The 15,390-nt window shown below is 31.4% G+C and carries 12 protein-coding genes, 1 tRNA gene and 1 pseudogene; 9 read left to right on the plus strand and 5 right to left on the minus strand.

All coding sequences use genetic code 11. The features are described 5' to 3' along the window. Positions 1 to 58 precede the first annotated feature (58 nt). Positions 59 to 1,195: a helix-turn-helix domain-containing protein gene (locus tag BUE22_RS18145; protein WP_073397208.1), complete on the minus strand. Its 1,137-nt coding sequence runs from the start codon at positions 1,193 to 1,195 to the stop codon at positions 59 to 61. Positions 1,196 to 1,410: 215 nt separating this feature from the next. Here BUE22_RS18145 and BUE22_RS18150 point away from each other — a divergent pair, with 215 nt between their 5' ends. Continuing rightward, positions 1,411 to 2,535, plus strand: a complete 1,125-nt coding sequence (locus tag BUE22_RS18150) for an acyltransferase family protein (RefSeq protein ID WP_243396796.1) — start codon at positions 1,411 to 1,413, stop codon at positions 2,533 to 2,535. 176 nt (positions 2,536 to 2,711) lie between these two features. On the opposite strand, the gene BUE22_RS18155 is transcribed toward BUE22_RS18150, so the two are convergent. Then, on the minus strand, positions 2,712 to 3,266 hold the full coding sequence (locus tag BUE22_RS18155) for a porin family protein (protein ID WP_073397210.1): 555 nt from the start codon (positions 3,264 to 3,266) through the stop codon (positions 2,712 to 2,714). Positions 3,267 to 3,354: 88 nt separating this feature from the next. Further along, a complete protein-coding gene (locus BUE22_RS18160; RefSeq protein ID WP_073397212.1) occupies positions 3,355 to 4,491 on the minus strand; it encodes a helix-turn-helix domain-containing protein in 1,137 nt (378 codons plus the stop codon). A gap of 261 nt (positions 4,492 to 4,752) precedes the next feature. Between BUE22_RS18160 and BUE22_RS18165 the strand changes: the two genes are divergently transcribed. Next, complete coding sequence (locus tag BUE22_RS18165; RefSeq protein ID WP_042563926.1) at positions 4,753 to 5,211, plus strand: RNA methyltransferase; 459 nt, start codon at positions 4,753 to 4,755, stop codon at positions 5,209 to 5,211. A gap of 73 nt (positions 5,212 to 5,284) precedes the next feature. Here the strand turns inward: BUE22_RS18165 and BUE22_RS18170 are convergent. After that, positions 5,285 to 5,980, minus strand: a pseudogene (locus BUE22_RS18170) (pseudouridine synthase). A 213-nt stretch (positions 5,981 to 6,193) separates the two neighbouring features. On the opposite strand from BUE22_RS18170, the gene BUE22_RS18175 reads away from it, so the two are divergent. From BUE22_RS18175 to BUE22_RS18195, 5 genes are all read left to right on the plus strand, one after another. Beyond that, on the plus strand, positions 6,194 to 8,206 hold the full coding sequence (locus BUE22_RS18175) for a M13 family metallopeptidase (protein ID WP_073397213.1): 2,013 nt from the start codon (positions 6,194 to 6,196) through the stop codon (positions 8,204 to 8,206). A gap of 377 nt (positions 8,207 to 8,583) precedes the next feature. Further along, on the plus strand, positions 8,584 to 9,354 hold the full coding sequence (locus tag BUE22_RS18180; protein WP_073397215.1) for a hypothetical protein: 771 nt from the start codon (positions 8,584 to 8,586) through the stop codon (positions 9,352 to 9,354). A 160-nt stretch (positions 9,355 to 9,514) separates the two neighbouring features. Further along, a complete protein-coding gene (locus tag BUE22_RS18185; protein WP_073397217.1) occupies positions 9,515 to 10,453 on the plus strand; it encodes a hypothetical protein in 939 nt (312 codons plus the stop codon). 155 nt (positions 10,454 to 10,608) lie between these two features. Further along, the gene (locus BUE22_RS18190; RefSeq protein WP_073397219.1) at positions 10,609 to 11,469 is read left to right on the plus strand and encodes a hypothetical protein; all 861 of its coding nucleotides are present in this window, start codon (positions 10,609 to 10,611) and stop codon (positions 11,467 to 11,469) included. Positions 11,470 to 12,075: 606 nt separating this feature from the next. Then, positions 12,076 to 12,492 carry a hypothetical protein gene (locus BUE22_RS18195; protein ID WP_073397220.1) on the plus strand — a complete coding sequence of 139 codons (417 nt, stop codon included), beginning with the start codon at positions 12,076 to 12,078 and terminating at the stop codon, positions 12,490 to 12,492. A gap of 83 nt (positions 12,493 to 12,575) precedes the next feature. Here BUE22_RS18195 and BUE22_RS18200 read toward each other — a convergent pair. Further along, a tRNA-Met gene (locus BUE22_RS18200) sits at positions 12,576 to 12,648 on the minus strand. A 116-nt stretch (positions 12,649 to 12,764) separates the two neighbouring features. Here BUE22_RS18200 and era point away from each other — a divergent pair. Together era and der are read left to right on the plus strand one after the other, a co-directional pair. Further along, on the plus strand, positions 12,765 to 13,646 hold the full coding sequence (gene era / locus BUE22_RS18205; RefSeq protein WP_073397221.1) for a GTPase Era: 882 nt from the start codon (positions 12,765 to 12,767) through the stop codon (positions 13,644 to 13,646). 389 nt (positions 13,647 to 14,035) lie between these two features. Next, on the plus strand, positions 14,036 to 15,346 hold the full coding sequence (der, locus tag BUE22_RS18210) for a ribosome biogenesis GTPase Der (RefSeq protein ID WP_042563958.1): 1,311 nt from the start codon (positions 14,036 to 14,038) through the stop codon (positions 15,344 to 15,346). Positions 15,347 to 15,390: the final 44 nt, after the last annotated feature.

Genomic DNA, 15,390 nt, shown 5'->3' on the forward strand with positions numbered 1-15,390 from the left:
TCAAAAAATAAGTACGAGTAGCTTTTAAAATAAGTACGAGTAATTACAAAATACTGTTTTATAGTGTTTTGCGATAGACAGTTGGAGTGTAACCGGTGTGTTTTTTGAAAGCAGTATTAAATGATGATTTTGAATTAAAACCGACATCATACAGAATTTCTAAAATAGTGACTTTACTTTTTGTGTCGTCTTTTAAAATCTCCATTGCATTTTCTATGCGATAGGAATTAACAAAATCATAAAAATGCTGTTCTAATGTATGATTAATTAAAAGAGACAAATTACGAACAGGAATTTCAATAGCAGCAGAAACATCCTGAATGGTTAAAGAAGGATTAAGAAATGGTTTTTTTTCAACCATATATTGCTGCAATTTCAACAACTCTTCATTATGTTCTTTTTCATTTATAGCTAATTGCGTAGTATTTTTTCCTTCAGAAATTATATGTTGTACAAGCTTTAATTTTGAGTCAATAGTTCTAAAAAGCCCTGGATTATTTAAAGCCTTAAATAAATACCAAAAAATAATGATCAGTTCAAATAAGAGAAGTCCAATTTTTAATCCTTCTGAAATGTTAGGATATTGGGTAAATTTAAAGATGTTTTTTACTAGTGCAATAAAATAAAAAGCTGAAAGAGCTATAGTAAACTGAAACAGCCAATTAAGGGATTCAATGCTTGCTCCTGCATAATTTTCAAGATATATTTTTTTCGCTTTTCTCAAGATCATAAAAGCTCCAACAATGTAAAATGCCATTTGAATATGCATTAAAATATGATTGAACTGTACTTCTGGCATACTGCTGATATTTGCAAGAAAACTGATTTTAGATTCCAGATCGACTGCGTAAAAGCGGGGCAACAAGATTAAATTTGCTATTAAAAAAGTAAGACCATGAAGTAAATGCTTTGGTTTTAACTTAAAATCAGAATAGCACACAGATAGTACATATAAATAAAAAACAGGAAGTTGCAAGAAAAAAAATGAGCTTATAAAAACTCTCACATTTAATGAAATTGCTAATAAATCGCCAAGATTTGCGCTAATATCGATTGCAGTCAAAACGAGAAAAAAAGCAAAAAGACGATTACTTAATTTATGTGCTGTTTTGACGGTAAGTAAAAAAAATGATAAAAATAATGCGATGAAAGTTATTATTATAGAGATTGTAACCAATAAATTAATTTTATCCATTAATCATTTTTTTGTTCGTTGTTTTTGTTTCGGAAAAGTTAGTATTTACCTTTATTAGGTATTTTTCCTTCAAGCGAATATAATAAATATTATTAGTACAAATTTTTAGCTTTTTAGAAATTTTTTCAATGAATTTTTTTAGGTATAGTTAAAAGTTAAGTGTTATGTTTGTTCACAGTTCAGCGAAAAAATAAACTTAAAATTAGAAAGGTATAGTGATAGATAAATCAGAAATTAAAGTTCATAAAAAACTATTTGGGCTTGATCATTTACGAGCTTTTGCTATTATTTTAGTTTTCTTTTTTCATTATTATATTATAAGTGACGGAGAGCCCGAATGGCTTCCTGATGTAGCTTCATTTGGCTGGACAGGAGTTGATTTATTTTTTGTGTTAAGTGGATTTTTAATTTCTTCTCAATTATTTCTACAAATTAAAAATGGGCAATTAATCTCATTTAAAGTTTTTTTCATCAAACGATTTTTTAGAATTGTTCCTGCCTATTTAGCAACTGTTGGTATTTATTTTTGCTTCCCTTATTTTAGAGAAAAAGAAGCACTGCCTTCAATTTGGAGGTTTCTTACTTTTACTCAAAATTTCAATCTTAATTTAAAGGATTATGGAACATTTTCACATTGCTGGTCGCTATGCGTAGAAGAACATTTTTACCTTTTTTTACCCATTATTTTAATATTTCTACAGACTTCAAAACTGTTCTCTAAATCATATTGGCTATTAATAGGCTTGTTTTTATTTGGTTTTGCGATTAGATTTTATAGTTTTAATTACTTGTATCTGCCGAAAATTGGTGAAGAAAATAGTTGGGTGTATTGGTATAAATTTATTTACTATCCGACTTACAATCGCTTAGACGGACTTTTAGTTGGTGTTTCTATTGCAGGAATTTATCAATTTTTACCAAATTTATGGACCAGACTTTCAAAATATGGTAATCAGTTTCTTGTATTAAGTTTATGTATTTTGACAGGTGCTTATTTTTTATGTGAAGACTTACAGACTTTCAAAATATCTGTTTTTGGATTTCCATTAATTGCAATTGGTTTTGGTTTTATGGTTGTAGGTTCGATTAGCTCTACAAGTTTTTTATATAAAATGAATTCAAAAATTACAACGTTTATAGCTAATCTTTCTTTTTCAATTTATTTGACACATAAAGGAATAATTACGACAACCCACAAACTATTAAAAGATTTTGAAATAGAGAATAATGTAATGCTTCTAATTTGTTTGATAACTTGTATCTTAGGAGCATATATTCTTCACTTGACAATAGAAAAACCATTTATGAAAATAAGGAACAAAACCATAAAGGAAATATAAATGTTATTTAGGTAAAACAGTCAACCAATTGTTTTTCTTTGGCATATTCACAAGATTAATAACTAGTTATGATTGTAAAAAAAATCCTTATTCATTTTTGAATAAGGATTTTTAGCTTAATTATTTAAATATTTTTCCAAGTATTCTTAGTGTCAAAACGATGATATTACTAAGTTTTAGAAAAAGAAATAACCAACAGATACTTGAAATACCCCGTTTTTATTTTTAAAAGAAGAATTATCTACATTATTAATATCAGTTAATCCCAGATTGTATCTTACGCCAAAATTAAGTCCGTTTTCAAGTTTGTAGCCCAAACCAAAATTAACACCAAAATCAACAGTATTAAATGAATCTTTTACATCTGTCTTTTCATTTTTAGCAGCAAGTAAAAAACCTATTTGCGGTCCGGCTTCAACACTCAATCCTTTTGTAACATAATATTTTCCCATTAAAGGAACGTTCAGATAACTTAAGGCAACTGTATTGTCATTGAAACTGTATCCCTGACCAGAATACATTAATTCAGGTTGAAAAGAAAATTTATCTGAAACGGGAATTTCAGATACAACACCAAAATTAAATGATGTTACAACATCAATACCTTTGGTATTATCTCCGCTAATAGTTGCAAAGTTTAAACCTCCCTTAACACCAAATTTAATTTCCTGGGCATTAACATTTGTAAATCCTAAAACTGTAACGACAGCTAGTAATAAAATTTTTTTCATAAAAAGTGTTTTTGAATTATTTGATGCAAAATTCACTTAAGAAAAATTAGGCGAGGTTTCAAAAGCTTAAAAGTGTATAAAATGGTACTTATTTGCTGGTATTTTTATATTCATTTGGTGTCTGGCCAGTAACTTTTTTAAAGGCTTTGTAAAAAGTTGTTTTTGAAGTAAACCCAGATTCTAATCCCATCGTCAGTAAATTATAGTTTTCATATTCAGAATTTGACATCATTTCCTTAACAGCTTCAACCCGATATTGATTGATGTAATTGGCAAAATTGTCCCCTGTTATTGTGTTTATAATTTGTGAAACATATCCGGCGCTTATGCCTAGTTTTTCGGCGACTTTTTCTCTGTTTAATGTGCTGTCCGTATAAATGTGCTGCTCTTTACAGAGAAGTTCCAGTTTTTGAAAATAAAGATTATCTACCGTGATAGATTCCCTATATTCTTCTGGTGTACTATTTTCTACAATTTCCAGATTACTATACGAAATAGCGAAATCATTATTTAGAAAATTGTAAACAGCATCTTTGTTCTTGGCGAGTTTGTATTTGTAAATGCCTATATAAGCTGTCCAGTGAATTATGAATGTTGCAGATAAAGCCAGGACGCTCATAGTAGAAGAAATGTCATATTGAAGAAATAAGCCGGCTAGAGCAGTAATAAGAAAAGCGAATACCAATGAAGAAATAATTGTTAATAAAGTAATTATCCATTTTTTTTCCTGTGAATCTTTTAAATGTCTTATCATAAAATAAGAATAAATCGGTAGGAATGGCATGAATGTTACGGCTAAAGCAAGATGAATCAGACCAAGTATATTGATTAGATCAATACCTGACTCAGGAATAGTGTAAATTCCTGCAACATGATCAAGATCTTGTGTAATATTAAGAACAGCAGAATAGGCAAATGGAATAAGACACAAATAAATTTTTTGTCTGTTTTTTACCGCGTCATCAATGCGGTTTATTATAAACAGAAATGTGAAAACAGGTAATAAAAATATCCAGTCAATAGCGTCTATAAAACGTAACAAGGGATAGGATGTAAATACATCTTCAAGTTCAAAAACATAATTTAGTAAAACAATGGAAAGTGTAAATAGTAAGCAGGCGAGATATCTATTTGAATTACTATTAAATAAAGAAGACTTTAAAATAATTAAGCCTAAGACCATTCCCTGAAAAATCGCAATATTTAAAAGTGTTGTATATATCAATTTTTTAATATAAAAGTTATTTTTAAGATCTGTTTTTGGATATCGTGGTAATTAGTCATTTTTTAAAACATAACTTATTTCATATGAATTGGTAAAACGAATTTATATTAATACTGATTACTTTCTTAAGGGATTAAGAAATGATTAACTAAAATGCCTCTTTCCCGAAGAAGCTCTTTCTTTCTTTCTTTCTTTCTTTCTTTCTTTCTTTCAACTCAATAAAAATTGATTTTTATATTTGCAGTTTGTATTTTTGCCCTTATGAATGATAATTTTATAAATGAATATTTTGGGATTGGAATACAAAATGGTAAAACGCCTGAAAATTTGGGTGTTTTATGGAGATCAGCGCAAAACTTAGGTGCTACTTTTATTTTTACCATAGGTAATCGATATGCCAAGCAAGCCTCTGATACTCATGATGCGGTAAAAGCAATTCCTTATTTTCATTATGATACTTTTGAAGCTTTTTTTGAAAACTTACCAAAAGGGGCACGATTGGTTGGTGTAGAATTAGATGAAAAAGCTTCTGATTTAGAAACTTTTGAGCATCCAAGACGTTGTGTTTATTTATTGGGAGCAGAAGATCATGGTCTATCCAAAAAAGTTATGGATAAATGCCATCATCTAGTAAAATTTAAATCGGTAAAAAGTCTGAATGTGGCTGTCGCAGGAACTATTATTATGTACGACAGAAATTTGCCTAAACCGAGATCTTAAAATAAAACCTCAGTTGTTATAAGTAATTATTCTTCTGCTGGCGAAGGTTCTGTTTGTGAACGCAAAGTTGTTTCTATTTATACTTATTCAAATCCAGATTAAGAATAGTACCTATTCTGCTAAACTCTTCGTTAATCTTTGCATTCAGGATTAGTTGTTCGTTTTTTATTGGATGATTAAAAATTAATTGATGGGCATGAAGCATCATTCCTTTGAGGTCATAATTCTCCAGCCATAATTTATTTTGTTTGTTACAACCATGTGGACGACTTCCTAAAATGGGGTGAAAAATATGTTTGAAATGTTTTCGTAATTGATGCATACGCCCTGTTTCAGGAATTGCTTCTACCAAACAATATCGTGATGTTGGTTTATTATTAAATTCTAACTCAACTTCGGCATTTTGCAATCGATGAAAGTATGTTATTGCATTTTGTGTAATGTCATCATCATTAGTTAAATCATAATCAATCGTTAGCTCTTCGGGTGACCAGCCACGTAAAATGGCTAAATATTTTTTTTAGACTTCCCGTGTAGCAAAACGATCATTCATAATTTTCAAAACTTCTTTATCCAACGCAAATAACAATACGCCAGATGTTTTGCGATCCAACCGATGAATAGGATAAACGTGTTGCCCGATTTGATTTCTCAATTCCTGAATAGCATAAACTTTTGCATCGCGTGCATAAAATGATTTGTGAACCAACAATCCACTTGGTTTATTAATAGCTATAATATATTCGTCCTGGTAAAGAATTTCTAACATTTGGCAAAAGTAGAAGAGATTTCGACTAAAACCACTTTTATGACTTATTTGTTTCTATACTTTTATTCGTAGTCCCGGAACGTTATGCTGGATTACCGCTTATAATTCTGACTTTTATAAGTAGTATTTCTAATAAAAACTTTAAAATTAAAAACTGAATTCGTATATTGTTCTGCCGTTTTTCAGTTCATTTTAATAGAAATAGTCCAGATTATGAAAAAATCATTAATGCTCTTCGTAGCATTCTTAGCTTTTACAGCGTGCTCAAAACATGAAGGTAAAAAAAATATTGCGATCACTGGAATAGATTCCACATTGCGACCGGGTAATGATTTTTTTAAATATGTAAATGGCAAATGGTACGATTCTGTATCAATACCTGCATCCCAAGCCGGAGTTGGTGCCTATATGTTTATGAATTTTCCACAACGAATTCGCCTGCAAGGAATATTGGACAGTATTTCGCAAAGTAAAAATCCGGCAGGAAGTATAGCACAAAAGGTAGGAGACTTTTATGCATCAGGTATGGATACTGTAACGATTGACAAACGCGGTTATGCACCTATCAAACCCCTGCTTGCCAAAATTGAAGCAATTAGCGATTTACCTTCTTTAATGAAATTTGTAGTTACTGAAGAAAAAGTGGGCAATTCTTCTATTATAGCTTTTGGAGTGTCACCCGATCAGAAAAACAGCAGTATGAACATTGCTGAAATCTATCAAACCGGTATTGGTTTGCCTGACAGGGACTATTATTTCAAATCAGATTCATCAACTGTTGCCATACAGAAGGCGTACAAAAAATACCTTACTACATTATTTCAACAAACAGGCAGCAATGCTAAAGAGTCTGAAAAGAATGCTGATTTGGTTTACGATATTGACAAACAACTAGCCGTTTCGCATAAAACAAAAGTTGAACTTCGGGATGTACAGGCAAATTATAATAAAATGGCTGTGACAGATCTTGTAAAAAGACATCCCAACATAGACTGGAACACTTTTTTAAATAATTTAGGTGCTCAAACCGATTCTATTAATGTATGCCAACCTGCTTATTATGACGTACTTAATAAGCTATTAAAAACCATCCCCATTACTAATTGGAAAATTTACCTGAAAGCAAATTCTTTAGAAAGATATGCAGATGATTTAAGTAAACCTTTTGTAGATGCCTCATTTGAGTATACCAAAGTGCTTTCTGGTCAGGCTGTTCAAAAATCACGTGGTGAAAAAATGGCTAGTGTCCTTGATACTTACTTAGGCGAAGCGTTGGGTGAATTGTATGTAAAGAAATATTTTTCAGAAGATGCCAAAAAACGCATGTTGATCCTCGTGAATAATCTGCAAAAAGCGTATGCCAAAAGAATTGATAACCTGGAATGGATGAGTCAAAGTACGAAACAAAAAGCTAAAGAAAAATTGGCAGCCATGACTAAGAAAATAGGATATCCGGATAAATGGAGAGACTATAGTATGGTACATATAGCAAGGAATACCTATTTTGAGAATATGGTTTCGGTCGCTACAGCTGCATATCAATTTCAATTGGCAAAATTGGGCAAACCAGTCGATAAATCAGAATGGTATACAACAGTTCCAACCGTTACGGCATATAATAATCCCACTGCAAATGAAATTGTTTTTCCAGCAGGTATTTTACAAGCCCCATATTTTGATAATAATGCGGATGATGCACTTAACTATGGAGGAATTGGAATGGTGATAGGTCACGAAATAACCCATACTTTTGATGATCAGGGTGCTCAATATGACAAGGATGGCAACTTAAAAAACTGGTGGACAAAAGAAGATTATGCACAGTTTAAGTCAAGAATACAACAAGTTATCGATTTGTATAGTACCTATACTGTTTTAGGTGATGTACACATTAATGGCGCAATGACAGTTGGCGAAAATACGGCGGATATTGCCGGAATAGCTGTTGCCTACGATGCCTTTAAAATGACCGAACAAGGAAAAGGAAACACAAAAATTGATGGTTTTACTCCAGACCAGCGCTTCTTTATTTCTATAGCCAAAATATGGCGAGTAAAAATGAAAGACGAGTTCCTGCGTTTGTGGATTAACAATAATCCACATTCTCCACCAAATTGGCGTGTTAATGGCCCTCTAATGAATACTACACCTTTTTACGACGCATTTAATGTACAAGCTGGAGATAAAATGTTTTTGCCGAAGAAAGATAGGATAACAATTTGGTAATGTCCTCGCTTTCTGTGAACTTTGCGCAATTTTTTTTGTTTTAGAAATTATTAAATTTTATAAAAGTCCCCTAACTTTTGCGTTTTAGATTAAAACAAAAAAGCTTCAGATTTCTCTGAAGCTTTTGTTTAAATAGCGGGAAGCATTCAAATATCTAACAGATTTATATAAGATTTTATTGAAATCCTATATGCTTAATTGTACGTTTACTTACTGCTATAACATTGTTTTTTTAAAATGCATAATTAATTTCTAGTAAAAATATTTCTTATATTCGTTCGAAGAAAGCCATTTATAGCTCAAACTCTCCTACAAAGATGTATTAATGCCATTTTATGACTGGAATGACTAAGTTGGCAGTAATATAAAAGAACCCTATGGATATAATGCCTTCAAACGAAAAGTATATTTTAACGCTTAATGAGGAGCAATTACGAGATTATTTTAAAGTACATCTTGATTGCCCTCTTTCTGTTAGACCTGGTGAACGATATCATTTATTACAAGATGAATTGATTTGGCTTTGGAAAGATGTATGTTCTGTGCATGAAATAAATGCAGAAGCTAAATATATTTTCGATGATGACGAGGAAAGAGATTTTCAATTGGATGAAGACGATTTCGACGAACTTAAACCATTAGCCATAAATTTATCTTATTGGATTGAAAAGGCAAAAAATGATTTTTCAGAGCGCGCAAAGTCAATAACATCAATGATGGCGGATAGCAGTATTTATGAAAAGCATTTTCCCCATAAGAAAATGACCGTTACGGATTTAAAAAAGTTGGCAATTCGAAAAAGCGCGGGGTATTTCTACCATGATATTAGCGTAATGGAACTAGATGATATTTTAATAAAAACTATTAAACCTTTTTTCAAACAAATCATAGTAAGTGAAACGATTCGATATGGGGTTAGATGTAATAAACAAATGGGGGTTACAGATGAAGGTGATGAGAGTCAATATATATTAATTGAAATAAATAAATCAAGTGCTGTGTCTCATGCATATCCTTGTTCAGAGGAAAAAGCAAAATCTTGTCAAACATTAAAAGAAAAAATTGGAGATCAAATATTTTATGACGAGGAGGAGGGGGAAAGGAATCCAGAAGAAGTGATTGAAATAAAATTATATACTGAACTTTAGAAGTACTGCTGCCAACAGCTATAAAGATTTGGGTAATAGGCTTAATGGAAAGTTGGTTTTGCATTTGGGATGAATTGGCAAATCAGAAGAATGGGATTATTTAGTCCCAAACTCGATGTAGTACAAGCACGTTGTGTAACAGCTAAAAAAACCGAAAATTATGAATGAATTAAATTGGGAAATATTAATAACTCCTCTTTTGAGTTTTATTGGAGTGATTATCGGTGCTTTTTTAGCTTTTTTTTCGTCATCATTTTTGAAAAAAAAAGAAACTCGTCTAAAAATATCTGAAAAAATATTAGATAAAAAACTTGAAGCTCACGAAAATGTCCTACAATTAGCAAAATATCTTCGTTCAACAATATCGGAAAACAAGTTTACGGTTGAATTTGAACCTATTACTTTTCCAATAATTTTAGCAAATAGAGAAAATTATTTAGATTGGAAAAAAGATTTGTTCATTAAAGCAAATAATAATTCTCATTGGTTGTCTAACGATGTTTTGAAAGAAATATATTTTATACAAGATTATTTTGCAAATCTTGACCAAACATTAGATAATGTCCCAGATGAAAACATACAAAGTATTGGAATAATTCTAAAAAATGATTTTATTAATTTATCAAATAATCTTGAAAAAAGTATTTTGAAATATTTTGAAAATGGTTGGAAAGATTTAAAAACTATTTCTAAAAATGACAACTACAAATTATCAAAAAAAGTAAGTATTGAAAGATTAAATAATTATAACCACAATAAAAGATATTTAGAAATAAGTAAATATTTTTATCAAAAAAAACTTAATTTACCAAAAACAGATTTAAAACCCGTTACGCTATTATATGAAATTGCTCCGAACGGAATGAAAGTCGATATGCTAAAAATTATTGAAATTCCAAATCGTGACAATAGTGGTGTGGAATATGAATTATTCTTCCAAGAAAATGAATACAATAATCGATTTGAAAAATTTGGATATTGTGAACTGATTATGGGTAATATTCGTTTTGATAAAGCTAACGATTATTCAAAATATGTTGGAATTTCCAATGACGCAATGAATCTATTAGCGAAGTGGATAAACGAAAATAAAGAGTAAAAAGCCGATCGAACAACAGCCGTTACAAGATATTTGTGAATTTAGTGAAACTAACGTTTTTTCATCACGTTTACGTTAAGCTGAAGATACTCAGCTTTATAACTCACAAACATCTTGTAGACCTATAACGTTAGTGCCAATTTTAAAGAATATTTATGATACGATTATCTACTTTTGAAAATAACTCTTTTGAACCGTTCAAGACTTTAAGTAAAGAAAGTTATAACTCACTACAAGATGATTGTACAGTTATTAAGAATTCTTATACTCAATTCGTTGTTTTTAAATTTCTGCAATTAAATATTAAAGAGTATTCAAAATTTATTAATCAATGGTCAGATGTACCTGCTTATAAAATGAATTTTGCAATTCCAACAAACATTCATTTCGTGTTAGAGGCAAATAGATTGATTTTAAATGTTATAATGGGCTTTAAATTTTTTCTTGATAATGCAGAAACGTATCTTAAAAGAAACTATGGTAAGGAATCATTAATTGCAACAGACTTCATAAAATTAACTAATGATTGCTTTGACAAATCATTTGCCTACAGGTTTTTATCCAAATTGAGAAATTATGCAATTCACTTGGGTTTTCCTTTAGAAGTTATACATTTAGACATTAATTTTAACCACGAAAATCCAGAAAATAGTCGTCACACTTTCCAATTTATATTGCATATTGAAAAACTAATCGCTGAAAAAGATTTATTTGGAAGCATAGTATATAAAGACCTTTTAAAGCTTAATGAAGATTTCGATTTAATTCCTTTGATAAATGAACTAACTCATTACATTACTATTATACAAAAGTACATTTACAGAGTTGAAGGCGTAACTCTCAATGAAGCAATAGATAATATTGAAACATTTGTTGGAAATCGTAAAACTGCAACAAATGAAATAAAGGTTTATGAGATAACAGAAAGTAAAGAAAGAACTCATACATTACAAGTTTATGATGTTCCTTATGATATTATAACCGAATTTAAAAACGTATATAAAAACTGGTACTAACAACTACTACAACAGATTTGGGCAATTGGCTTAATGGAAAGTCAGTTTTGTATTTGGGATGATTTGGCAAATCCGAAGAATTGACTTAATTTAGTCTCAAACCCGCTGTAGTAGCGGAACGTTAACACTCATTTAAAAAACATATACTTTGACATGGAAGTAATAAATAACTACGATCAACAGATTGAAGATTGGAAACTAGAAAACGACGTAATGAAGTTTATCGGAAGTAATACAATTAATTACGAACATGCACTTGGAATTTCACCGCAAGATCCAAACGAACCTGAATGTTGTTGTTTTAATGTTTGGATAGAGTGAAATGTTAAAAATTCTAGCAACGGAATTGTCTTCTCTACAAAAACATTTAATTGCTATAAAGTGAAAAATAATGGAAAGACACCAACAGTAGAGTTTTATTCGATTTGCTTGATAAGGCTACTTTTGAATTTTCAAAAATGTTTAATAAAAGAAAGCTTGGAACTAACATTTCAAATCATAAAATTCCGATTCCGAAAATAGAAGATTTTAAGACCGAAATTTAACAGACAATAGATTTTTGGAAAAGGAATATTAGAGATTCTGGATTAAACTAAACGAACAATTATGGAGGACAGAAAAAAAGCACAAGATGTTTTTAATGATACAAATTTCATCTTTTCACAAAAAACAACATTTGAAAAAGCATTTCCTGAAATTGAAAATATTTCTGTAACAGTAAACGAAAAAGGAAAAGGCCCATATAGAGATTCTGGAACATCACATTATGGAAAGACATCAATTGGAGAATATATAAATTGCAAGAATCCAAAATGTTATAATGGAGGTTTTAATATTGGTGACGCAATTAGAGATTTAGTTTTAAAAAAAGAACCAGAGTCTGAAGGGACATCATATTGCCAAGGTTATGAAGGAAGCCCAAAAGGAAGAAAAAGATATGACGATTGCGAAAATTATTTTACTTATAAAGTAAAGATTGAATATAGAAAGGAAGAAACAGAATCTGATACCGCTGAAAAATAGCACTTTGCGTTCACGAGCGTCTTGCTCGTGACAAAGTAATATAACAAAAAAGCTCCAGATTTCTCTGAAGCTTTTTGTCGTAGTAGCGGGAACAGGACTCGAACCTGTGACCTTCGGGTTATGAGCCCGACGAGCTGCCTACTGCTCTATCCCGCGATGTTTCGGGTGCAAAGATACGCCGTTTTTTGAGAAATCCAACGAAAACTTTAAAAAATGTTTTATTTTCTGTATTGAGTTGATATGACTACCTTTGCAAAATAAATAATTCACAAATGTCACATAAAGCAGGTTTTGTAAACATCATCGGGAATCCAAACGTTGGAAAATCAACGTTGATGAACGCCTTTGTTGGAGAAAGATTATCAATCATTACATCAAAAGCACAAACAACTCGTCACCGTATTCTTGGAATCGTAAATGGCGAAGATTTTCAACTTATATTATCGGATACTCCCGGAATCATCAAACCGGCTTACGAAATGCAGGAGTCGATGATGAACTTTGTAAAGTCGGCTTTTGAAGATGCTGATATTTTGGTTTACATGGTTGAAATAGGAGAGCAGGACTTAAAAGATGAAGCTTTCTTTAATAAAATAATCCACGCTAAAATTCCGGTTTTGTTGTTGTTGAATAAAATCGACAATTCAAATCAGGAACAATTAGAGAAACAAGTGGCTTTTTGGACAGCAAAAGTGCCAAATGCTGAAATTTTTCCAATCTCGGCTTTACAGAATTTTAATGTACCGGAAGTTTTTGGAAGAATCATCGAATTGTTACCAGAATCTCCAGCTTATTACCCAAAAGATCAATTAACAGACAAACCAGAACGTTTCTTCGTAAACGAAACGATTCGTGAAAAAATCTTGTTGAATTATAGCAAAGAAATTCCGTATGCGGTCGAAATTGTTACAGAAGAATTTTTTGAGGATGAAAATATAATCAGAATCCGTTCAATCATTATGGTAGAGCGCGAAACGCAAAAAGGAATCATTATTGGACATAAAGGTGCCGCTTTGAAAAAAGTTGGAACTGAAGCTCGTGCTGATTTGGAGAAGTTCTTCGGAAAACAAATTCACATTGAACTTGTGGTTAAAGTGAATAAAAACTGGAGAAGCAACGCAAATATGTTGAAGCGTTTCGGGTATAATCAATAAAAAAAATTGTTTCAAGTTTCAGGTTTCAAGTTTGAAATGCGAAATTGGAACGTATAAATTGTTTCAGGTTTTATGTTGAAATACGATTGATGCCGAAAAGTTCTTGATACCTTGAAGCCCTAGCCCTGATAGAAGTGGAAATCCTTTTGTGAAGCTTTAGCGGAACAAAAGATTGAAACGGATAGCAGGAAATAGCTCCAAAAAACAATCCTAAAATAACAGGAAAAATAATAAAAAACTTAGGTACTTAGAAACTTAGCCTCTCAGCAACTTTTTTTAACTACCTTTGCAAAAAATTAAAATACAGCATTTTGGATTTACAATTTAATATGATTTTGTCAAAAGCAGAATCTAAAATCTGAAAATCTGAAATCTAAAATTAAAAAAAAATGAATAACATTGTTGCGATAGTAGGAAGACCTAATGTAGGGAAATCAACCCTTTTTAATAGGCTGATACAAAGAAGAGAAGCTATTGTAGATTCGGTTTCTGGAGTTACCAGAGACAGAAACTACGGTAAAAGCGAGTGGAACGGAAAAGAGTTTTCTGTAATTGATACCGGCGGATATGTTCGTGGATCTGATGACGTATTTGAAGGTGAAATCCGCAAACAAGTAGAGCTTGCTATCGACGAAGCTGATGTTATTATTTTTGTGGTTGATGTAGAAGAAGGAATTACGCCAATGGATGATGTTGTTGCGCGCTTATTGCGTAAGGTAACAAAACCGGTTTTATTGGCTGTAAATAAGGTAGATAACGCAATGCGTGAGAAAGATGCTCTTGAGTTTTATAATCTTGGTTTAGGAGATTATTTTACTTTTGCAAGTATTTCAGGAAGTGGAACCGGTGATTTATTAGATGCTTTAATCGAGTCTTTCCCGGTAAAACCAGAGCCAGTTCAGGAAGAAGTTGTATTGCCTCGTTTTGCTGTTGTAGGACGTCCTAATGCTGGTAAATCTAGTTTTATCAATGCTTTAATTGGTAAAGAACGTTTCATGGTTACCGATATTGCTGGTACCACTCGTGACGCAATTGATACAAAATTTGACCGTTTTGGTTTTGAATTTAATTTGGTTGATACAGCGGGAATCCGTCGTAAGGCTAAGGTTAAGGAAGATTTAGAATTTTATTCTGTAATGCGTTCTGTTCGTGCGATTGAGCATGCAGATATTTGTATATTGGTTATCGATGCAACCCGCGGATTTGAAGGTCAGGACCAAAGTATTTTTTGGCTGGCAGAGAAAAACCGTAAAGGTGTTGTAATCTTAGTAAACAAATGGGATTTGGTTGAAAAAGATACCATGTCGACTCGTGATTACGAAGAGAAAATTAAAAAAGAATTAATGCCTTTTACAGATGTGCCAATTTTGTTTGTTTCGGCTTTAACGAAACAACGTTTATTGAAAGCATTGGAAGCTACAGTTCAGGTTTTTGAAAACAGAAAACAAAGAATTCCTACTTCAAAATTCAACGAATTTATGTTGAAAGTTATCGAAGCTTATCCGCCGCCAGCGACAAAAGGTAAATATGTAAAAATTAAATATTGCATGCAGTTGCCAACATTAACGCCTCAGTTTGTGTTTTTTGCTAATATGCCACAATATGTAAAAGAACCTTACAAACGTTATCTGGAAAATAAAATCAGAGAAAATTGGGATTTTTCGGGAGTGCCAATCGATATTTATATCAGAGAGAAATAAAATAAAAAGTCCCCAAATTTGGGGACTTTTTTATGAGTAATTTT

Origin of the sequence: Flavobacterium pectinovorum (genome assembly GCF_900142715.1) — a bacterium.
Lineage (GTDB): Bacteria > Bacteroidota > Bacteroidia > Flavobacteriales > Flavobacteriaceae > Flavobacterium > Flavobacterium pectinovorum.

Bases quoted from the DNA above. Each gene is read 5' to 3' on its own strand.
- BUE22_RS18155 (WP_073397210.1), bottom strand. From the start codon at position 3,266: ATGAAAAAAATTTTATTACTAGCTGTCGTTACAGTTTTAGGATTTACA.
- BUE22_RS18195 (WP_073397220.1), top strand. From the start codon at position 12,076: ATGGAGGACAGAAAAAAAGCACAAGATGTTTTTAATGATACAAATTTC.
- der (WP_042563958.1), top strand. From the start codon at position 14,036: ATGAATAACATTGTTGCGATAGTAGGAAGACCTAATGTAGGGAAATCA.
- BUE22_RS18190 (WP_073397219.1), top strand. From the start codon at position 10,609: ATGATACGATTATCTACTTTTGAAAATAACTCTTTTGAACCGTTCAAG.
- BUE22_RS18175 (WP_073397213.1), top strand. From the start codon at position 6,194: ATGAAAAAATCATTAATGCTCTTCGTAGCATTCTTAGCTTTTACAGCG.
- era (WP_073397221.1), top strand. From the start codon at position 12,765: ATGTCACATAAAGCAGGTTTTGTAAACATCATCGGGAATCCAAACGTT.
- BUE22_RS18165 (WP_042563926.1), top strand. From the start codon at position 4,753: ATGAATGATAATTTTATAAATGAATATTTTGGGATTGGAATACAAAAT.
- BUE22_RS18180 (WP_073397215.1), top strand. From the start codon at position 8,584: ATGGATATAATGCCTTCAAACGAAAAGTATATTTTAACGCTTAATGAG.
- BUE22_RS18185 (WP_073397217.1), top strand. From the start codon at position 9,515: ATGAATGAATTAAATTGGGAAATATTAATAACTCCTCTTTTGAGTTTT.
- BUE22_RS18145 (WP_073397208.1), bottom strand. From the start codon at position 1,195: ATGGATAAAATTAATTTATTGGTTACAATCTCTATAATAATAACTTTC.